This is a genomic window from Microbacterium sp. KUDC0406 (assembly GCF_021582875.1).
In the GTDB taxonomy this organism is placed as follows: domain Bacteria; phylum Actinomycetota; class Actinomycetes; order Actinomycetales; family Microbacteriaceae; genus Microbacterium.
On the sequence record NZ_CP091138.1, the window covers coordinates 2,864,934 to 2,885,289 of the forward strand.

The window sequence follows — 20,356 nt, forward strand, 5'->3', positions numbered from 1 at the left end:
GTCGAAACGCCTTCAGTGACCTCGGAGTCTTCGCAGGGTTTGAGGCCGATGGATCCGGCATCGCGAGACCCGTCCGCACCGCAGGCGCTGTTGATCTCGTGCTGGAGTCAGTCGGGCAGGCGACAATCGAGACGAGCCTCGCGGTGACGAAGCCGTTCACCGGACGCATCGTGGTGTTCGGCGGTTGGCGATGAAGTCGTCGGCGGTCACTCAGGGATTGCCGGGGCATAGGGGGGACACCCTGTGGACAAGCCCGGTGGGCACGAATGTGAAGGCCGTGTACCGCTGCCAGCAGTTCGCGACTCTCGCCGTCACCGTCGATCTGGGGTCTCGCCTCGTCCGCCTGAGGACCGCGTGCTGTCCGGTCGTGTGCGGTGCAGGTCACGCGTTCTGGATGTCAGGGTCTCATTCCTGAGCATCTGGAGACTGTCGCCCGTTGGCTCAGCGGTGGCATGTTTCACGTGAAACGCTCGAGCTTTCCGCCTCCTGACGGGCGAAGGGCCGTCGGCGACGACCTCGGTTCTCGCGGTCGGCTCGCGAGCACCGAGCACGCCTTCCGGCCGGGTGCAGCGCAGTTCACACCCTCCTACCGCTGGCAATCGCACCATCTGGACATCTGCAGTCGGCGTCCGCACGGCGTCTTGGTCCTGGCAGGTTTCACGTGAAACGCACTGGGGGAGCCCAGGCATCCGAGATGTGGCGAGGCCCAGCGTTGGCCGTGAACTCGGATGCGTGAACTGTGTGTTGACCACCACCGGATGAGGCGCTTGCGCGTACTGCGGGGACCCCGTTCTCACCGATCGTCTCCGGTCCTATTGTCACCGTCTTGAAGACAGCGAACGTTCTACGGCCGGGTCGGCGCAGGGTTCCCACGCGGGTGGGTCCCCTGCAGTTCGGATGTGTGCTGCGCTCTGACCATCAGCGGGCGCTGAAGTACTTACGCACACTGCGGGGAACATGCCCTCACCGATGACCTCGGCCCTTGTTTTCGCAGTGTTCGGAAGCGTGAGTGCTGTTCCGTCGGGGTGCGGCGCAGGTCTCTCCCGCTTCATCGATGCGGATCTCGCCGTGGATACCGTCACGCCGGTGCTGGTAAGCAGCGACGCGGTGTTTCACGTGAAACACCCGGGTATCCTTGGCAGTTCGGTTGTGTGGGCTGTGCGCTGATCATCACCGGACCGCAAAGTGCTTGCGTGTACTGCGGGGGAGAGCGCTCTCACCGATGACCTCGGGTGATGCTTTCGCAGTCTTGAAGAAGGTCCGGTAGAGCGCGGCGCAGGGGGTTCACCCGTCCTATCGATGCAGATTTCGCCGGCTGGACAGTGTCATCCCGGCGCTGGTCGGCGATACGTTGTTTCACGTGAAACGCCCCGACAGTCCGGTTGCTTCGGCTGTGTGCTGAGCCATGACCGGCCCACAATGCCCGCGCGTACTGGGGGAACCACGCTCTCACCGATGGCGACGGGTCCTGCTTTCGCAGTCTTGGAGCACCGCGCAGGGTTCCGCCCGGCTTACCGATGCGTCTATCGCCAGCTGGACAGTGTCATCCCGGCGCTGGTCGGCAGCGATGCGGTGTTTCACGTGAAATGCTCCCCGGCAATTCGGTTGTGTGAGCTGCGCGCTGACCATCACCGGTCGGTGAAGTGCTTACGCGTACCGCGGGGAACACGCCATCACCGAAGCCCTCACGTCCTGCTTTCCCAGTCCTAGGAACGTGAGTGCTCTTTGGGGTGCGGATCTCGCCACCCGGACAGCGTCACACCTGCGCTGGTCACCAACGATGCGGTGTCTCACGTGGAGCGCCCGGGCGTTCCACGGCAGTTCGGATGTGTCAGCCGCGCGCTGACTATGACCGGGGGCTGGCGTGCTTGCGCGTGCCGGGGAGGATCAGGCTCTTACGGACGACCTCGGGTCCTGCTTTCAGCGTCTTGAAGACAGTGAATACCGACCGCGCTGGGTGGACCCCGTCACACCGGCGCTGGCGACGAGCGATGCAGAGTTTCACGTGAAACACCCGGACGGTCCCGGGCAGTTCGAACGTGGCAGCTGGGTGCTGACCACCAGCGGGCCGTGAAGCGTTTACGCGTGCTGAGGGGAACACGCGCCCTCACCGATGACCTCGCGTCCTCCTTTCACCGTCTGCTGGCAGCCAGCGGTGGGTGTTTCACGTGAAACACGTAGGTGGGCCCCAGGTGTCTGCCTGCTGCGATGTCCGGGGATCGGTCGCGGACTCTGGTGTGTGGGCGATGGACCGACCGTCACCTGGCGATTCTGTCGCTGGGGTTCGCGACCGATGGTGCAGGGCTCACGCTCATTGGCGATCAACGCGCTGCCATCACCTACGTGCTCGAATCTGTCGCCGAAGTGCGCGAGCGCCCGCGTGGCGAATGCGGCGAGGGTCTCGCCCGGGGCTCACCAGTTGGAACGTCTCCAACTTGCCGTTGGAGGTTCAGTGATGCAGTGTTTCACGTGAAACGATCGTGGTTGCCGTGCTGGCTCGTTCGGCTGTCTTGATGTGGATGGTGGTGACGACTGGCGGCACAGCGCACGGAGAGGCGTGCAGGAGTACGCGCGCCGCGCGATCCGCAGCCTCGCGCTCCGCCGAGACGCCCGGAGCGCGGCCCGGCAACCGCACTGTTCGCGGTGGACGGTGGCGATGGGCGGATGCACATCTGGCGAGGGTCGTAGGGATCGATCCGCGGTCTCGCGTGCCGGGCGAAGGCGTGGATGGGCAGCTCGGCCCGAATGGAAGCATGTCGAGCGAGGGGGCGGGCAGGTGCACGCTCCGCCTTCCACAATGGTCGTGTTCGCGGGAAAGGCGGAGTCAGAGAAGGACTGACTGGGCTCTGAGGTGAACTGTAGTCGCGGGTGGCCTGCCGTCGCCGCCCGCCGAGCATCTCGCGTGGAGCACAGATCGGGTGCACTGCAGGCGCGCCGGATCAGACGCGTGGGCCCGGCAAAGTACGTCCACGGGCTGCGCGCCGGGCAGAACTCGTCCTCCATGGTCACGACGAAGGGCTGCGAACCTGTCAAACGTCAGTGATCCGCGATGCTCGACGATCACGACGATCAGTTCGAAGCACCCCGGAAGCTGACCCCGGGGGATCGTCCGGGGTCTGTGCAGGCGCACGCTGAATGAGTGGGCCCGAACAACGACTTGCGGGGGAGGGGCAGACGCGCGTCGCTCAGAGGCAGTGCCCTGTTCGCAGACCGCGCTTCGGGCGCGGCATGCTGTGCCATGGTCGACGGCGACGCATGTTCCCCTTCGCGCATCCCCGGAGCTATCGCGAGGGTCGACGCGCTCATGGACACTCCGGTCTGTTTCACGTGAAACATGGGCACAGCAGGAGTGAGTTTCCCCGGGCCGAACCACGACACCGGACTGCTGTCGTGCCACCGTGCGCACGCGCGCTGACCGCGAATCATGATCATGGCGGCCTGTGCCCGGCATCAGCTCAGGACACGGGACTACGCCGGCGCCACCGCGGATCCAGGCGAGCCGATCCGAGCGAGGAAGCAAGGGGGATGGTCCAGGTACGACCGCGCCCGCCGCCGGCAACTCCCCGAACCCTCGGAATCACGCTCGACCTGAACAAACCGGTGAGCCCGTCGTCCATCGGAGCAGGACAGTCGATTAGAGTGGAACACGGTCCCGGAAGGAGTCGATGTTTCACGTGAAACAGTCCGAACAGGCATCGCCGAACGACGATTTCGCGATGGATACTCCTCTTGCTCGAGAACTCGCAGACCTCTCCTCCCGCCGACGGGCGCTGGAGAACGTCACGGTCGAGTTCACCGGGAAGACCCGCGTCTTCACGGTCTCGAACCAGAAAGGCGGTGTCGGCAAGACGACGACCACGGTGAATGTCGCCTCGGCACTCGCATCCCTCGGTGCGCACGTACTCGTGATCGACCTCGATCCGCAGGGGAACGCCTCGACCGCCCTCAGCATTCCGCACTCGGCTGATGTCCCCAGTGTGTACGACGTGCTGATCAACGGCACGCCGCTGGCCGACGTCGTGCAGGTCAGTCCGGAGCATCCGAACCTCCGCTGCGCGCCGAGCACGATCCATCTGGCCGGAGCCGAGATCGAGCTCGTCGCTCAGGTCGCTCGGGAGTTCCGGCTGCGCCGGGCCCTGGAGGTCTACCTCGCGTCGCATCCGACCGACATCGTGATCATCGACTGCCCTCCGTCACTGGGGCTGCTCACCATCAACGCCTTCACCGCGGCATCCGAGGTGTTCATCCCGATCCAGAGCGAGTACTACGCGCTCGAGGGGCTCAGCCAGCTGCTCGGCAGCATCCAGATGATCCAGCAGCACCTGAATCCCGAACTCCACCTCTCCACGATCCTGCTCACGATGTTCGACGGACGCACCCGTCTTGCGCAGCAGGTCGCCGACGAGGTGCGCAATCACTTTCCGGAACAGGTGCTCCGCACCGTGATCCCGCGTTCGGTCCGAGTATCCGAGGCCCCGAGCTTCGGACAGTCCGTGATCGCTTACGATGGGACGTCGGCCGGAGCGATCGCGTATCAGGAGGCGGCTGTCGAGATCGCGTCACGGACGCAGGGTGAGGAGAACTGATGGCGAAGCGCACAGGTCTGGGTCGGGGTATCGGAGCTCTCATCCCGACGGCCGATCAGGCCGAACGACCGGTGGATGTGTTCTTCCCCGGTGGTTCCAGGACGACCGACGTCATCGTCGACATCTCGAAGCCGACTGCCGAGTCGACACCCGCAGAGCCGGCCGGCGTGACGTCGGATGCACAGGATGCCTCTGATCTGACATCCGTGCCGGGTGTGCGCCTCATCCAGGTGAACCCTCTCGAGATCGTGCCCAACCCTCGGCAGCCGCGCACGCACTTCAACGAGGACGACCTCGCCGAACTCGTGCACAGCGTCAAGGAGTTCGGCGTGCTGCAGCCCGTCGTCGTCCGGCGCAACAGCGAGGGCGAGTACGAGCTGATCATGGGGGAGCGGCGCACTCGCGCCGCCCGGGAGGCCGGTCTGGAGTCGATCCCGGCCATCCTGCGCGAGACAGCAGATGAGGACCTGCTGCGCGACGCCCTGCTCGAGAACCTGCACCGGTCACAGCTGAACCCGCTCGAAGAGGCCTCGGCGTATCAGCAGCTGCTCGAGGACTTCGGCATCACCCAGGATCAGCTGGCCACCCGCATCGGACGCTCCCGTCCGCAGATCAGCAACACCATCCGCCTGCTGAAGCTGCCCGTCCCTGTTCAGCAGCGCGTCGCTGCCGGCGTGCTCTCCGCCGGGCACGCGCGCGCCATCCTCTCGCTCGAGGATCCGGAGAGGATGCAGCGACTGGCCGACAAGGTGGTCAACGAGGATCTCTCGGTGCGCGCCACCGAGCAGGCCGCCAAGACCATGCCCGAGAGCGCCGGAAAGGCGCCGAAGCCGCAGCCGGGGGCGCGACGCGCCTACCTCGACGAAGTGTCGGGGAAGCTCGGCGACCGCTTGAACACGCGCGTGCAGATCTCGCTCGGAGCAAGAAAAGGCCAGGTCAAGATCGATTTCGCTTCGATCCAGGATCTGAACAGGATCCTTGGGGAGTTGGGCGAAGAGGAGTACGGGGCGCGCTGACGTCGCTCAGTCTGAGTCGGGGGTTGCGGGCGGAGAGGTTCCCTGCGCTCGCAGAGAGGGACCCTCCGCTGGCTGGAGCGGGCAAGCCCGCTCCAGCCAGCGGCCCCTCCCTATGCTCGCTCCGGGAACCTCTCCGCCCGCTCATGCTTCTGGGAGAGCGCGTCCGCGCTGAGGGTGACGTATTGGGGATGGGGCACGGGGGACCCTCGGGCCCCTCGGCGTTTAGGCTTGAGGGGTGGATCTTCCCTTTCCCCGCCGAGCGAGTCTCGAGGTGCTGCGCGCCGAGGCCGCCGATGAGCGCTCCGTGCTCGTGCACGAGCGGTTGCGGTTCGGTGAGGACCCCTGGGAATTCATGAGCGAGCTGCCCACGACGGACGAACTCGTCGTCCTGCTGCTGCGCAGCGACTGGGTCGATGCGCACGGCGGCAGCATCCGAGACCGGGACTGGAACGATGGCGTGCTGCGCCGCATCGCCCTGGAGTACCCCGACCTGTCGACGACCGTCTGGCAGATGCTGACGCCCCATTCCACTTCGGGAATATAGACCGAAGGCCCGCCCCGCGCGAACGGGACGGGCCTTCCGTCGACCGGCTCAGGCCTTCGACCGGCTCAGGCCTTCGACAGGCTCAGGCACCCAGCGGATCAGCCGATGAACGCGGCCAGGTCCTGCTCGAGAGCGAACTTCGGCTTGGCGCCGATGATCGTCGTCTTCACCTCGCCGCCCTGGAACACCTTCATCGCCGGGATCGACGTGATCTGGTACTTCATCGCCAGCTCGGGGTTCTCATCGACGTTCAGCTTGAGGATGGTGATCTTCTCGGGGTTCTCGGACTGGATCTCGTCGAGCACCGGCGCGACCATCCGACACGGACCGCACCACGCGGCCCAGAAGTCGACGAGCACGGGGCCATCGGCCTGAAGCACGTCCTGCTCCCAGGTCGCCTGGCTGGTTGCCTTGGCAGTCATGGATTCTCCTTGATTCTCGAAAGTCATTCTTGAAAGTCTTCGTGTGCTGCTCATCAGATCACAACACCGGAGGACGGTGCGGTGTTCCCGGGCTCAGACCGCGACGGGCTCCGCCACCGGGGCACCGTCGGCGAGGTCGGCGAGGAAGTGCTCGGCATCCAGCGCCGCGACGGTGCCGGTGCCGGCCGCGGTGATCGCCTGCCGGTAGGTCGGGTCGATCACGTCACCGGCGGCGAACACGCCGCGCTGCGACGTGCGCGACGACCGCCCGTCGACCCAGATCGTGCCCTCGGAGGTCAGGTCGAGCTTGCCGTGCACCAGGTGCGTGCGCGGGTCGTTGCCGATCGCGATGAACAGGCCGTCCAGCGGAAGCTCGCTGACGGTGCCGTCGACCGTGGAGCGCAGGCGCACGCCCGTGGTCTCGAGATCGCCGAGGATCTCCTCGACCTCGCTGTTCCACACGAACTCGATCTTCTCGTTCGCGAACGCGCGCTCCTGCATGATCTTGGATGCCCGCAGGGTGTCCTTGCGGTGGATGACGTAGACCTTCGAGGCGAAGCGCGTGAGGAAGGTCGCCTCCTCCATCGCCGAGTCGCCGCCGCCGACCACGGCGATCGTGCGCTCGCGGAAGAAGAAGCCGTCGCAGGTCGCGCACCAGGAGACGCCGTGACCGGAGAGCCGCTCCTCGCCCTCGATGCCCAGCTTGCGATAAGCGGAGCCGGTCGCATAGATCACCGAGGATGCCTCGTGCTCGGCGCCGCTGCCCAGGACGACCTTCTTGACCGGTCCGTCGAGCTCGAGGGCGACCACGTCGTCGTAGAGCACCTCGGTGCCGAACTTCTCGGCCTGCGCCTGCAGCTTGGCCATCAGCTCGGGGCCCTGAATGCCCTCCGGGAAGCCGGGGAAGTTCTCCACCTCAGTGGTGTTCATCAGCTCTCCGCCGACCTCGACCGAACTCGCGATGAGCAGCGGCTCGAGGTTCGCGCGCGCCGCGTAGATGGCGGCGGTGAACCCGGCGGGACCGGAGCCGATGATGATGACCTGACGCATGTGATCTCCCTTGTGACCGCGAACAGCGCAGTCGCCTATCAGAACCAATGGTAACCGCGCGACATTCCCGCCCCCGGCAGGCGACGAGGGTCAGCGCCCGGGCAGGAACCGCTTCACGATGCCGCCGGCGACCTGCAGCTCCGGTGCGCGCAGCAGAGCCAGTCCGGCGACGTACACGATCACGACCACGACGGCGATGATGCCCGACCCGATGACGCCCAGGATCTTGTCGGCTGTGGTCCATCCGCCGGCCCCGCCGAGCAGCAGGAACACTCCCCATCCGGCGGCGGCGGCGGGCACCGCCGCGAGGAGGAACCGGCCGAGCGCGGCCATCCAGCGTCCTGTTCCGAGCGTTCCCAGCCGACGGCGCAGCAGCACCGTGGCCACGATCGTCTGCGCGGTTCCGGCGAGCGACTGGCCCACCGCCACGGCTGCGGCCAGCAGGGTGATCGGCAGCACGCCGGATGCCGACATCCACCAGGCGACGGTGGCAGTGAGTGCGATCAGCACGCACTGCAGCAGCGTGAAGAAGAACGGCGTCCTGGTGTCGCCGTACGCGTAGAAGGTGCGCTGCACGATGAAGAGCACCGCCAGCGGCAGCAGACCCACGAGATAGCAGACGAGCACGACGGCAGCATCCACCGCATCCGACGACGAGTTCGTGAACACGCGGGATGCCGGCACCGCGGCGGCCACGACGGCCGCCAGCGCTCCGGTCAGGAAGAACCCCAGAGTGCGGATGCTGCGCGAGATGTCGGCACGCACCTCTTCGTCGCGACCGGCATGCGCGTGCTCGGACAGCTGGGTGAAGTACGGGGTGCCGATCGAGTGCACGATGATCGAGTACGGCAGCATGAAGATCAGCCAGGCGTTGTTCATCACCGTCACGGCAGCGCCCTCGCCGGAGGCCTCGTTGGCCACCCAGTTCTGGTAGAAGCCGGCGGCCATGCTGGAGAGCGCCATGAGCAGCGTCCAGCTGGCGACGCGTCCGACGTTGCCCAGTCCGACCCCGCGCCAGCGGAAGTCGACTCTGAGGGCGAGCCCGGTCTTCCGCCAGAACAGCAGCAGGATGGCCGCCTGCACGGCGATGCCGGCCGTCGCCGTGCCGCCGAGCCAGGCCACCATGTCGGGCGTCCAGTCGGAGAGGTTCACCAGGTTCTCGCCGAAGACGGCGCCGACAGCTAAGAAGCCGGCGATCGACACGATGTTGTTGGCCACCGGTGCCCAGGTGAACGGCCCGAAGATGCGGCGCGCGTTGAGCGTCTCGCCGACGAGGGCGTACAGACCGTAGAACAGGATCTGCGGCAGGCACCAGTACGCGAACGCGGTCGCGAGCGCGAGCTGTTCGACGTTGTCGGCGCGCACCTGCAGGGACACCAGCCAGGGTGCAGCGAGCATGGCGACGCCGGTCGCCCCCACCAGCACCACCGTGCCCAGCGTGAACAGCTTCGAGATGAAGGCGTTGCCGCCGTCGGACTGCGTGCTCGCCCGCACGATCTGCGGCACGATCACCGCGGTGAGCACACCCACCGAGATGAGGTTGAACACGCTGTTGGGCAGCTGGTTGGCGACGGCGAACGCGTCGGCCGCGGCGGACGCGTTCGATCCGATGACGCCGACGAGCACGATCGTGCGCACCAGCCCGGTGACGCGCGAGATCAGCGTCCCGGCCCCGAGGATGGCGCTGGCGCGGCCGAGACTGCTCACTCCGACTCCTTCTCGGATGCCGGTCCTGAGGCATCCGCGTCCGCGGCAGCCGCATCCGTGACATCCGTGTCATCCACGTCGTTCCGTGCGCGCCGGCGGCGCAGCACGGTGCGCAGGATGCCGATGCCGAGCAGCAGCGCGATGACGCCGCCGAGCACGCCGAGGCCGATGCCCTCCCAGTCGGCCCGGACGGTGACCGTGGCGGATGCCGGGGAGCCGATCGGCACCCCGGTCGGACTGGTCAGCCCGAATCGCACCTCGACCTCACCGCTGCCGACGCGGGCCTCGACCGGAACCGTGACCCGCGTGTTGCTGGCGGCGTCCGCGGCGACCGTGGTCCGCTCCTGCACGCTGAGACGCGGATCGGAGGGCTGCGTGTAGAGGGTGACGTTCACCGGCCAGGGCAGCTCGTTGCGGACCCACACCGGAAGAGGTGCGGCCGAGGTGAACAGCTGCACCGGCCGGGGGTCCTGGATGCCCACGGAGTCGAGCGTGTCGACCGTGTCGGAGCGGTGCTCGCTGACCCGCTGGGGAAGGCCTTGTCGCTGATCCCGACGCCGATGACGCGCAGAAGCCGGTTGCGCTCCGGGGCGAGCAGCAGGAGCGGCTGCTCGAGAATGGACGAGAAGGCCCGCAGACGCGTCTCATCGTCGAGCATCGACTGGAGCGAGGTCGCACGCCCCCCATCGGGCTGCGCGGTGCTCTGGACCGTGACGGCGGCCGCACCCCGCAGGCCGGCGAGTCCTGACGGCGACGTGGCGACGGCACCGAGCGCCGTCCGCAGGTCGTCGGCGGTGCGCTTCTCGGACCTGTCCAGCCCGATCAGGAGGGGACGGCCGGGTGCGGCGGCCGCGGCGAAGAACAGGTGGCCGGCCGCGGCGGCGATCTGCCCGTCGCGGGCGGTGGGATCGGCCGCCACCACTGCGGCGGAGAGCCGCCGTGAGACATCGTCGTCGGTGACCAGCACAGCGTGTCCGCCGGTGGTCGCGCGGGCTCCCGATGCGCCCTTGAGCGCGCTGGCGGGCAGCACCGTGGTCACGTCGTCGCCGAGGTATCGGCTGAAAGTGGCGAGGTCGTCGCCGGTCACGTCGCTCCGCGGCCAGAGGATGCCCGGTGCCGCGCGACGCATATCGGTGAGAGTCGAGTTGTCGGGCAGAGTCGGTGCGGCCTGCGCCGATGTCGGCGTGGGGGTCGGCGTCGGCTCGGCCGTGGCGAAGTCCGCGGTCCGGATCAGGCCGGTCAGGTCAGCGGGTGCGAGCAGGGCGCTCAGATCGGCGTGCGCCTGCGTTGCGGCATCCGCATCGCCGAACTGCAGCGCGAACCGGTCGTTCGGCAGAGCCTCGAAGCGGGTGAGCCAGTCCGTTGCGCTCGCCGGCGCCGACGACCCGAGCACGCGGATCGCGGCCGGGATCGACGGATCGACCGCGAGGATCGCGCCCGTGCCGGCCACTCCGTCGAGTTGAGCGGTGAGGGCGCCCTCGGGTGCGGTGAGGTCGGCGAGCTCGTCCGCGGTGAGCAGGCTGCCGTTCTTCGGCGTGGCCGTGATCGGCACGAGTACGCTCACATCGGCGGGCTTCGCCGTCTGGATGACGACGACCGACCCGGAGGACAGGTCCCACGCGGTCGGATCATCGCCGGAGCCGGTCGTGCCGCTGAACGTCGCTCGCAGCGGATACACTCCCGGCGCGAGCCCGGTGAGCATCGTCGCCGGCACCAGGACGCTCGTGACGTCGGTCTCGCCCGCGGGCACCGGATCGGCGGGCTGGCTGGCGATCGTCTCGAACAGTCCCGTCGCCGTACCGTCGTCGAGCCATGAGTCCAGCGTCGTGCCGTCGGTCAGGGCCGTGCGGTCGATGGCGAGCGTCAGCATGCCGTCGGCGAGGGTGTCGTCGGTGTCGTTGTGCACCGCCACATCGGCGGTGAGTGGCGCCTCGGGAAGGATCGCGCCGGACGGAGCGACCTCCAGCGTGACGGTCGGTTCGGGCTCGTCCGCCGCCGCCGACGCGGGGGCCGCGGCAGGGAAGGTCAGCAGGGATGCGACGATCGCGACCGCACCGAGTCGCCCGATCAGCCGCCGTGCGCGCGCGCGGAGGCCGGGAGTGGGGAGGTCGCGGTCATAGGATCTTTCTCGAACGCCGCCGGGCGCCCGTGAGTGTGCTGCCCCGATTCTAGGGCGGCCCGATTCGGGAACACTGAAGGCGCGTAGAGTGACGGCCGTGCATCTCGCTCCTCGCCCCGATCCGCAGCTCGCCCGCGCGCTCGCCGCCGACCTGGATGCGGCCGACTTCCGCTCCGACCCGCTGCGGCTGCTGTGGGGCTCCGAGGCCGATGACGCACTCGCCCGCGGACTGCGTGAGCCGATCCTGCGTGCGCTCGGCGACACGGATACGCCGCTGGCGACGCTCGGCCGCCTGTTCGTGCTCGGGATGCCGCAGCCGGCGGTCGCCGTGGAGCGGGCGCTGCCGCGGCTGGGCCTCTCAGGGCTGGCCTCACTCGTGCTGGCGGTCGTCGACTTCGACGAGGTTCGCCCGAAGGCGCTGCTGCGACCGCAGCCCTTCGTCGACACCGATGGAGTGGGTGAATGGTGGATCGCGAGCGACCTCGACGAGGTGGCGCTCGGCTCCGCGCTGCCGGCCGATCACGTGCTGGGGGTGGGTGGCGCGTCGCGAACTCTCGCCGAGCTCGTCATCCCGGCACAGGTCGAGCGGGCCCTCGATCTCGGCACCGGATGCGGCATCCAGGCGCTGCTCGTCGCGCGGCACGCCGGACGAGTGATCGCGACCGACATATCCGAGCGTGCACTCGCGTTCGGCGAGTTGAACGCGCTGCTGAACGGCGTCGCGAACATCGAGTTCCGGCTGGGCAGCATGTTCGAGCCGGTCGAGGGGGAGGCGTTCGACCTCATCGTGTCGAACCCGCCCTTCGTGATCACTCCGCGCGCGCAGGGCGTCCCGGAGTACGAGTACCGCGACGGCGGCCTCGTCGGCGACGCCCTCGTCGAGCGATTCCTGCGCACCGCACCCGCTCACCTCGCGCCCGGCGGCATCGCGCAGCTGCTCGGCAACTGGGAGTCCCGTGACCTCAGCGGGCTGGAGCGCGTGGATTCCTGGGTGCCGGACGACCTGGACGCCTGGGTCATCGAGCGCGAGTCGCTCTCGCCGCTCGCGTACGCCGAGCTCTGGATCCGCGACGGGGGAACCCTGCCGAGGGACGGCGGGTTCACCCCGCTGCTGTCCGCGTGGCTGGACGACTTCGCAGAGCGCGGGGTGACGGCGATCGGCTTCGGATACGTGCTGCTGCGGCGACCCGACTCGGTCCCTGAGCGTGTCGAAGGGCCGCTGCGCCGCTTCGAGAGCCTGTCCCAGCCGCTCGCCAACACCGGACGGGCGCTCGAGGCGGGCCTCGCGGCGCACGACCTGCTGCAGGAAGGGACGCCCGACCGGCTGGTCGTCGCATCGGACGTCACCGAGGCTCGGCACCTCATGCCCGGCGACGACGATCCGACCGTGATCGAGCTGCACCAGGGCGGCGGCTTCGGCCGAGTGGTGTCGGTGGATCCCGCGCTCGCCGGATTCGTCGGCGCCTGCGACGGCGAGCTCACGGTCGGGCAGATCGTCGCCGCGCTCGCGGACCTGTTCGACGTGCCGCTCGCCGATCTCTGGGCCGATCTCGAGCCCCGCATCCGTCGCCTGGTGCGCGACGGCTTCCTGCTGCCTTCCGGGGAGTAACCAGAGAACCTCCCGCGAAACGGCACGCCCGCGCCGAAACGTGGTGCTAATACCGCAGTCTCGGCGCGGGCTTGCTGTTTCGAGCGGGGAATAGCCCGCGGCATCCATGCGTTCGCATGCATCGTGAAGGCTTTCGGATTCCTCTCCTTCGGGCATTACGGCGATGTGCCCGGTTCGACGACGCGCACCGCGGGCGACATGCTCCGCCAGACCATCGAGCTCGCCGAGGGCGCCGACGAGATCGGCGTGAACGGCGCGTACGTGCGCGTGCACCACTGGGCGCGGCAGGCCGCCTCGCCCATGCCGCTGCTCACCGCGATGGCGGACCGCACCAAGCGCATCGAGGTGGGCACCGGCGTCATCGACATGCGCTACGAGAATCCGTTCCAGTTCGCGGAGGAGGCCGCGGCGCTCGACTTCATCGCCGACGGGCGGATCGCCCTCGGCGTGAGCCGCGGGTCACCCGAGACCGCGCTGCGCGGTTACGAGACCTTCGGCTACCACGACGGCGAGGATGCCGAGCGTGGCAGCGTCATGGCGCGGGAGAAGTTCGAGCTGTTCCTGCGTGCGATCGACGGTGAGCGCATCGCCCCCGGCGACCCGCGGATGGTCGGACCGGGCCAGTACCTGCACGTCGAGCCGCACTCGCCGACCCTGCGCGACCACATCTGGTGGGGCTCGGGCTCCCGGGCGACGGCGGAGAGCACCGGGCGCATGGGCCTGAACATGATGAGCTCGACGCTCGTGACCGAGGCGACCGGTCAGCCCTTCCACGAGCTGCAGCGCGAGCAGATCGACATCTTCCGCGCCGCCTACCGGGAAGCAGGGCACACCGGCAGCCCCCGCGTCTCGGTGAGCCGCAGCGTGTTCCCGCTCATCAACGACATGGACCGCGCGTACTTCGGCCTGCGCTCCGAGGAGAGCGACGACCAGATCGGAATCATCGATGGGCTGCGCTCGACGTTCGGCAAGACCTATGCCGCCGAGCCCGATGCGCTGATCGAGCAGCTGAAGCGCGACGAGGCCGTCATGGCCGCGGATACGCTCATGCTGACGATCCCGAACCAGCTCGGACCCGCGTACAACCTGCACGTGCTGCAGGCGTTCGCCGAGCACGTGGCCCCGGCGCTCGGCTGGAAGCCGAACACCGAGGGCCCCGTGCAGGGCGACGCCGTCGCCGGCAGCTGAGAGCGTTTCGTCTCGCTTCGCTCGCTCAACGACCGGAAGGTGGTCTCCCGGGTCGTTGAGCGAGGAGCGCAGCGACGAGCGCCGTGCTGAGCGAGCGCAGCGAGTCGAAGTGACGAAACGGCCTCAGCCGAACCGAAGACGTTTCGTCTCGCTTCGCTCGCTCAACGACCGGAAGGAGTGGCGCCCTTACGGCGTCGCAGCGCGACCAGGCCGAGGCCGAGCGCGAGCAGCACGGCGGCCGTGATCACATGCGGCATGCTGTCGGCGCCGGTCGTCGCCAGGGCGGATGCACCGGACCCGGAAGCATCCGGCTCATCCGACCCGTCGCCCGGAGCGGCGGGCGAACCGGCATCCGGATCGGTGCCGGGGCCGGGGGTCTCGGCGGCGGCGACCGTGATCGCCGCCGTCACCTCGGATCCGTCGGCGCGGATCGCGGCGAGCGTGTGCTCGCCGGCGGGGGTGGATGCCGGGATCGTGACGGAGGCCGTCACCGAGCCCTGCGCGTCGGCCGCGGCCGTGCCCACACGCACCGGCTCGGAGCGCAGCTCGAAGTCGAGCTCCTCTCCAGCAGTGAACCCGGTGCCCTCGATCTGCACCGTGCCTCCGGCACGCACCTCGGCCGCGTTCAGCGAGATCGCCGCAGGCTCCTTCTGCGCCGGCGGCGTCATGCCCGCTTCAGTGACCCACTTCTCGCCGTCGTCGTACTTGGTGACGGTGAACTCGTCGTACACGTCGCCGACGTTCTTGTCGGTGGTCGCGCCGGCGACCTTCTCGGCCAGGTACGAGCGGTAGACCAGCTGGTCCTTCGAGACGTCGATCACCTGGTAGGTGGTGACGTTCTGGCCGCGCAGCACCTGGGTGGCGCCGTTCAGGGTCCACACGTTCTTCTCGGCGGACTCGAGGTCGTAGTGCTTGGCGCCAGAGTTCGACACCATGTACACCGGGCCGGTGGTCAGGCCCGGTGTGTCCGTGGCATCCGTGTTCTTGAAGCCGCGGGCGTAGGTGTGGTCGTGGCCCATCATCACCAGGTCGATGTCGTGCTTCTGGAACACCGGCACCCACTCGTCACGCAGCACCGGCTCGTCGCGACCGGCCGAGGTCGAGTACACCGGCTGGTGGAAGGTGACGACGTTCCACTTCGACGGGCTGTCGCCCAGGATGTGGTCGAGCCAGGCCGCCTGGAAGCGGGTCCACAGCCGGGCGACGTCCTTCTGCGGGCACTCCGCGGCCGTGCACGCCGGCAGGTTGCCCGGGGTGAGGAAGGTCGTGTCGCGCGTCGCGTTCAGGGTGATGAAGCGCACGCCCTGATAGTCGGTGTAGTACGCGGTCTCCTTCGCGAACTCGCTCCAGTGCTCGAAGTAGGCGCGGTATTGGCGCGCCACGTCGGTGTCGCCCTGCGCGAGGTTCGCCAGCTCGCCGACGGTGCCGGTGGCCGGGTTGTTGTGCGGGTACTCGAGGTTCGCCTTCCAGGCGGTGAGCATCTTGTCGCCGGAGTACTCGTGGTTGCCCGGTGCGGCCATCACGTTGGTGGTCGTCGCGGCATCCTTCATGCCCGTGAACCAGTTGATCCACTCCGTCTCATTCGACGACGTGTTGATCAGGTCACCGGCGTGCACCGAGCCGATCGAGCGCGGCGCGTTCGCCTCGGCCTGCTTCACGACCGAGGGCCAGGTGCTGTCCAGGCCGATCTGCGCGTCGCCGTAGTACACGAACTGGAAGTCGGTCGCCTTCGGGTCGGCCGTACGGAACTCGTGCCACGGGCTCCAGCCGTTCTCCACGCCGACCCGGTACCGGTAGGCGGTGGCGGGGGAGAGGCCGTCGACGGTGGCCGAGAAGTGCTGCAGCGGGTTGCCGTTCACGACACCTGCGGAGTACCCGTCGACGGTGCGCACGTCTCCGCCGGACACCGGGGCGATCTGCACCTGTCCGGTGGTCTGCGACGGGTCGCCGGCCTGCCACGAGAACGACTGCGAGGTCTCGGGCGTCTCGGTCGGCGTGAGGATGACCCGCGACGGCGGCGCCGCGACCGGAGCGGTGCCGGCAGGGATCAGCGCGAGCTCGGCCATGTCGAAGTAGATGTCCGAGCTCGACGCGCGGTCCTGGTACAGCGCGACCGCGACGGTGTTCTCGCCGTCGCGCAGCACGTCGCCCTTCGCGGTGAAGGTGCTGGTGAGCGGATCGCCGTTGCTGTCACCGGCGTACTCGAGGTTGGTGGTCTCGGTGATGCGCCCGTCGACGTAGGACGCGACCTTCGTGCCGTTCACCCAGACCACGAGGGCGTCGTCGTAGGTCACCGACCCCTTCAGCGACGCGACCTGCTCGGCCACACCGGCATCCAGCGAGAACTCCGAGCGGAAGAAGTACGTCGGCACGGTGGTCTTCGTGTCGCCGATGTAATGGGTGAGCAGCGTGCGCGGCTGATGCGGTCCGACCTTGCCGAGGGCACCGTTCTTCGCGCCGAAGGAGCCCTGCGCGCTCTTCCAGGTGCTGTCGTCGTAGTCGGCCGTGGTCCAGACGCGCAGGTTCGCGTCGCCCCGTGCCGGGTCGGTGTTGTCGTCGAGGTAGCGCCAGCTGCTGTCGGTGGTGATCAGCGGCGCGGTCGGCACCTCGGGTGCGGACGCAGCGGATGCTGCCGAGGCGGCCACCGGTGCGACGAGCAGGCTGCCGAGAACGGTGACGAGCGCAGCGGCGGCAACGGATCTGCGGCGCCGCGCGACGGGTCGGATGTGCATGTCGATCCTTCGGTCGTAATGAGTGCGTGCCGGGGTGCACGCGCCCCTCCACCCAACTGATCCGTGATGGCCCGGAGGTGACCGGGAGAAGACTTCGGCGTGAACGCCTCGGCATCCGTCCTGCGGGGACGGGCGAGTCATCGGCCCCGGTACCCTGGAACCCATGCTCAACATGGCCGAGGGCCTGTCCCGACTCGGCGCGCTCGCCGCGCATCCGGTCGTCCGCACCCTCGCGACCTCGTTCGCCGACGCGGGCTTCGAACTCGCTGTCGTCGGGGGCCCGGTGCGCGACGCGCTCCTCGGCCGTCCGACGCACGACCTCGACTTCACGACGAACGCCAGACCCGACGACATCCTGCGGATCGTCACGCCGATCTCGACCGCCCAGTGGGACATCGGTCGCGCATTCGGCACGATCGGTGCGCGCGTGCAGGGCGAACAGGTCGAGATCACCACCTACCGCGCCGACGCCTACGACGGCACCACGCGCAAGCCCGTCGTCGAGTTCGGCGACGACATCGCCGGCGACCTGCTTCGTCGCGACTTCACCGTCAACGCGATGGCGCTCCGCGTGCCGGAGGTGAAGCTGATCGATCCGACATCCGGCGTCGAGGACCTCGTCGCCGGCGCCCTGCGCACCCCGATCGATCCTGCGGTCAGTTTCGGCGACGACCCGCTGCGGATGCTGCGCGCTGCGCGCTTCAGCGCCCAGCTCGAGTTCGGCATCGAGCACGACACCCTCGCGGCGATCGAGGAGTTGCGCGGCACCCTCGGGATCGTCAGCCCGGAGCGCATCCAGGGAGAGCTGATCCGGCTGCTGCAGACCGACGATCCCGTGCGCGGCATCCGGGTGCTGGTCGACACCGGACTCATCGAACTGTTCCTGCCCGAGGTGCCCGCGCTGCGCCTCGAGGTCGATGAGCACCATCACCACAAGGACGTCTACGAGCACTCTCTCACCGTGCTGCGCCAGGCGATCGCGCTGGAGAAGCAGCGTCACCCCGGCGCGGCGCCCGACGTGCCGCTGCGCATCGCCGCTCTGCTGCACGACATCGGCAAGCCCCGCACCCGCCGGCTCGAGCCCGGCGGCGGCGTGACCTTCCACCACCATGACGCGGTCGGCTCGCGCATGGCGCGCAAGCGCCTGCAGGCACTGCGCTTCGACGGCGACACGACCGACGCCGTCGCGAAGCTCATCGAGCTGCACCTGCGCTTCTTCGGCTACGCCGAGGGCGCCTGGACCGACAGCGCCGTGCGCCGCTATGTGCGGGATGCCGGCGATCTGCTCGAGCGGCTGCACATCCTCACCCGCGCCGACGTGACCACCCGCAACAAGCGCAAGGCCGCCCGGCTCGCGGGCGCGTACGACGACATCGAGAGGCGCATCGACCTGCTGCGCGAGCAGGAGGAGCTCGACAGCATCCGTCCCGAGCTCGACGGCAATCAGATCCAGCAGATCCTCGGCATCCCGCCCGGGCGGGAGGTCGGTGAGGCGTACCGCTTCCTGCTCGACCTGCGGCTCGACGAGGGGGTCGTCGGCCCCGATGCCGCGGAGCAGCGCCTGCGGGAGTGGTGGGCAGCGCGGGGCTGAATCGTGTCGGTCTCGTCACGATACCTACCGATCGGTTGGGTATCTCGGCGACCGTGATTCAGTGTGAACCCGAACCCGCGCACGTCGACGTGCGCGGGCACCCGAACACCACAGGGGCAGGAGCATGTCAATGAAGACCACCAGGGGCCGCATCGGTCTGGCCGTCGGAGCGATAGGAATCGCCGCGCTCGTCCTCTCGGGCTGCGCGACCAGTTCGAACGACGACGGCGACAAGGGCGGGGACTCCGCGGGCGGGGACATCATCGTCGGCACCACCGACAAGATCGTCTCGCTCGACCCGGCCGGTTCGTACGACAACGGCTCGTTCGCCGTGATGAACCAGATCTACCCGTTCCTGCTGAACAGCAAGTACGGCACCGCCGAGGTCAGCCCCGACATCGCCGAGTCGGCCGAGTTCACCTCGCCGACCGAGTACACCGTCAAGCTCAAGTCGGGTCTGAAGTTCGCCAACGGCAACGACCTCACCTCGAGTGACGTCAAGTTCACGTTCGACCGCATGGTGAAGATCGCCGACCCGAACGGCCCGTCCTCGCTGCTGAACAACCTCGCCTCGGTCGAGGCCCCCGACGACACCACCGTCGTCTTCACGCTCAAGAACGGCAACGACCAGATCTGGCCGCTGATCCTCTCCAGCCCGGCCGGCCCGATCGTCGACGAGGACGTCTTCTCGCCCGACGCGGTCACCCCCGACGACGACATCGTCAAGGGCGAGGCGTTCGCCGGTCAGTACGTGATCGACTCGTACAAGGTGAACGAGCTGGTCTCGTACAAGCCGAACCCCGACTACAAGGGCAGCCTGGGCGCGGCCGAGAACACGAGTGTGCAGGCGAAGTACTACGCCGACGCCTCGAACCTGAAGCTCGCGATCGGCAACGGCGACATCGACGTGGCGTTCCGCAGCCTGTCGGCCACCGACGTCGAGGACCTCGGCAAGCAGAAGGACAAGGTGCAGGTCGTCGACGGCCCCGGCGGCGAGATCCGCTACATCGTGTTCAACATCGACACGATGCCGTTCGGCGCGAAGACCCCCGAGGCCGACCCGGCCAAGTCGCTCGCCGTGCGTCAGGCGATGGCCGATCTGATCGACCGCGCGGCGGTCGCGAAGGACGTCTACAAGGACACCTTCAGCCCGCTGTACTCCTACGTGCCCGAGGGCATGCCCGGCGCCACCACGCCGCTGAAGGACATGTACGGCGACGGCAACGGCGGACCCGACGCCGACAAGGCGGCCAAGGCGCTGTCGGATGCCGGTGTGCAGACCCCCGTCACCCTGAACCTGCAGTACAACGGCGACCACTACGGTCCGTCGTCGGGTGACGAGTACGCCGCGTACAAGACTCAGCTCGAGAAGGGCGGCCTGTTCAAGGTCAACCTGCAGCAGACCGAGTGGGTGCAGTACTCCAAGGACCGCACCGCCGACGTGTACCCGATGTACCAGCTGGGCTGGTTCCCGGACTACTCCGACGCCGACAACTACCTGTCGCCGTTCTTCATGACCGAGAACTTCCTCGCGAACCACTACGACAACAAGGCCGTGAACGACGCCATCGTCAAGGAGCAGACCGAGACCGACTCGGCGAAGCGCCTCGACCAGATCGGTCAGATCCAGGAGGCGGTGGCGAAGGACCTGTCCACGCTGCCGATCCTGCAGGGCAAGCAGGTCGCGATCGTGGGCAAGGACGTGAAGGGCACCACCCTGGATGCCTCGTTCAAGTTCCGCTACGCGCCGCTGACGAAGTAACGCGTTCTGCACCCGGGGATGCTGCGCTCG

12 protein-coding genes and 1 pseudogene are annotated in these 20,356 nt (G+C 68.2%); 8 read left to right on the top strand and 5 right to left on the bottom strand.

Translation table 11 applies throughout. From position 1 onward, the window contains the following. The first annotated feature begins 969 nt into the window (after positions 1 to 969). From L2X99_RS14190 to L2X99_RS14205, 4 genes are all read left to right on the top strand, one after another. Entirely contained in the window at positions 970 to 1,167 is a 198-nt protein-coding gene (locus L2X99_RS14190; protein ID WP_236135286.1) for a hypothetical protein, read from the top strand. A 2,549-nt stretch (positions 1,168 to 3,716) separates the two neighbouring features. Beyond that, positions 3,717 to 4,586 carry a ParA family protein gene (locus tag L2X99_RS14195; protein ID WP_236126172.1) on the top strand — a complete coding sequence of 290 codons (870 nt, stop codon included), beginning with the start codon at positions 3,717 to 3,719 and terminating at the stop codon, positions 4,584 to 4,586. After that, positions 4,586 to 5,602 (top strand): ParB/RepB/Spo0J family partition protein, encoded by a 1,017-nt coding sequence (locus tag L2X99_RS14200; protein WP_236126171.1) that lies wholly within the window; start codon positions 4,586 to 4,588, stop codon positions 5,600 to 5,602. The genes L2X99_RS14195 and L2X99_RS14200 overlap by 1 nt, the downstream gene beginning before the upstream one ends. A 235-nt stretch (positions 5,603 to 5,837) precedes the next feature. Then, positions 5,838 to 6,146, top strand: coding sequence for a tryptophan synthase subunit alpha (locus L2X99_RS14205; RefSeq protein WP_236126170.1), 309 nt, complete (start codon positions 5,838 to 5,840; stop codon positions 6,144 to 6,146). A gap of 98 nt (positions 6,147 to 6,244) precedes the next feature. Here the strand turns inward: L2X99_RS14205 and trxA are convergent, their stop codons facing one another. From trxA to L2X99_RS14225, 4 genes and pseudogenes are all read right to left on the bottom strand, one after another. Continuing rightward, positions 6,245 to 6,568, bottom strand: coding sequence for a thioredoxin (gene trxA / locus L2X99_RS14210; RefSeq protein WP_116241612.1), 324 nt, complete (start codon positions 6,566 to 6,568; stop codon positions 6,245 to 6,247). 93 nt (positions 6,569 to 6,661) lie between these two features. Next, positions 6,662 to 7,618, bottom strand: a complete 957-nt coding sequence (gene trxB, locus L2X99_RS14215; RefSeq protein WP_236126169.1) for a thioredoxin-disulfide reductase — start codon at positions 7,616 to 7,618, stop codon at positions 6,662 to 6,664. Positions 7,619 to 7,708: 90 nt separating this feature from the next. Beyond that, a complete protein-coding gene (gene murJ, locus L2X99_RS14220) occupies positions 7,709 to 9,325 on the bottom strand; it encodes a murein biosynthesis integral membrane protein MurJ (protein WP_236126168.1) in 1,617 nt (538 codons plus the stop codon). After that, positions 9,322 to 9,843, bottom strand: a pseudogene (locus L2X99_RS14225) (DUF6049 family protein); the annotation flags it as partial. The pseudogene L2X99_RS14225 and the gene murJ, both read right to left, overlap by 4 nt. Positions 9,844 to 11,532: 1,689 nt before the next feature. On the opposite strand from L2X99_RS14225, the gene L2X99_RS14230 reads away from it, so the two are divergent. Further along, positions 11,533 to 13,053, top strand: a complete 1,521-nt coding sequence (locus L2X99_RS14230; protein ID WP_236135287.1) for a DUF7059 domain-containing protein — start codon at positions 11,533 to 11,535, stop codon at positions 13,051 to 13,053. Between the two features lie 123 nt (positions 13,054 to 13,176). Then, positions 13,177 to 14,241: an LLM class flavin-dependent oxidoreductase gene (locus L2X99_RS14235; protein WP_236126167.1), complete on the top strand. Its 1,065-nt coding sequence runs from the start codon at positions 13,177 to 13,179 to the stop codon at positions 14,239 to 14,241. Positions 14,242 to 14,402: 161 nt separating this feature from the next. On the opposite strand, the gene L2X99_RS14240 is transcribed toward L2X99_RS14235, so the two are convergent. Beyond that, positions 14,403 to 16,973 carry a purple acid phosphatase family protein gene (locus L2X99_RS14240; protein WP_236126166.1) on the bottom strand — a complete coding sequence of 857 codons (2,571 nt, stop codon included), beginning with the start codon at positions 16,971 to 16,973 and terminating at the stop codon, positions 14,403 to 14,405. A gap of 163 nt (positions 16,974 to 17,136) precedes the next feature. Here L2X99_RS14240 and L2X99_RS14245 point away from each other — a divergent pair, with 163 nt between their 5' ends. Both L2X99_RS14245 and L2X99_RS14250 read left to right on the top strand, forming a co-directional pair. Then, complete coding sequence (locus L2X99_RS14245) at positions 17,137 to 18,564, top strand: CCA tRNA nucleotidyltransferase (RefSeq protein ID WP_236126165.1); 1,428 nt, start codon at positions 17,137 to 17,139, stop codon at positions 18,562 to 18,564. A 130-nt stretch (positions 18,565 to 18,694) separates the two neighbouring features. After that, entirely contained in the window at positions 18,695 to 20,326 is a 1,632-nt protein-coding gene (locus tag L2X99_RS14250; protein ID WP_442923451.1) for an ABC transporter substrate-binding protein, read from the top strand. The last annotated feature ends 30 nt before the right edge of the window (positions 20,327 to 20,356 follow it).

Excerpts from the sequence above, each read along its gene's own strand:
- L2X99_RS14190 (WP_236135286.1), top strand. The coding sequence starts at position 970 with ATGACCTCGGCCCTTGTTTTCGCAGTGTTCGGAAGCGTGAGTGCTGTT.
- L2X99_RS14195 (WP_236126172.1), top strand. The coding sequence starts at position 3,717 with ATGGATACTCCTCTTGCTCGAGAACTCGCAGACCTCTCCTCCCGCCGA.
- L2X99_RS14200 (WP_236126171.1), top strand. The coding sequence starts at position 4,586 with ATGGCGAAGCGCACAGGTCTGGGTCGGGGTATCGGAGCTCTCATCCCG.
- trxA (WP_116241612.1), bottom strand. The coding sequence starts at position 6,568 with ATGACTGCCAAGGCAACCAGCCAGGCGACCTGGGAGCAGGACGTGCTT.
- trxB (WP_236126169.1), bottom strand. The coding sequence starts at position 7,618 with ATGCGTCAGGTCATCATCATCGGCTCCGGTCCCGCCGGGTTCACCGCC.
- L2X99_RS14240 (WP_236126166.1), bottom strand. The coding sequence starts at position 16,973 with ATGCACATCCGACCCGTCGCGCGGCGCCGCAGATCCGTTGCCGCCGCT.
- L2X99_RS14245 (WP_236126165.1), top strand. The coding sequence starts at position 17,137 with ATGCTCAACATGGCCGAGGGCCTGTCCCGACTCGGCGCGCTCGCCGCG.
- L2X99_RS14250 (WP_442923451.1), top strand. The coding sequence starts at position 18,695 with ATGAAGACCACCAGGGGCCGCATCGGTCTGGCCGTCGGAGCGATAGGA.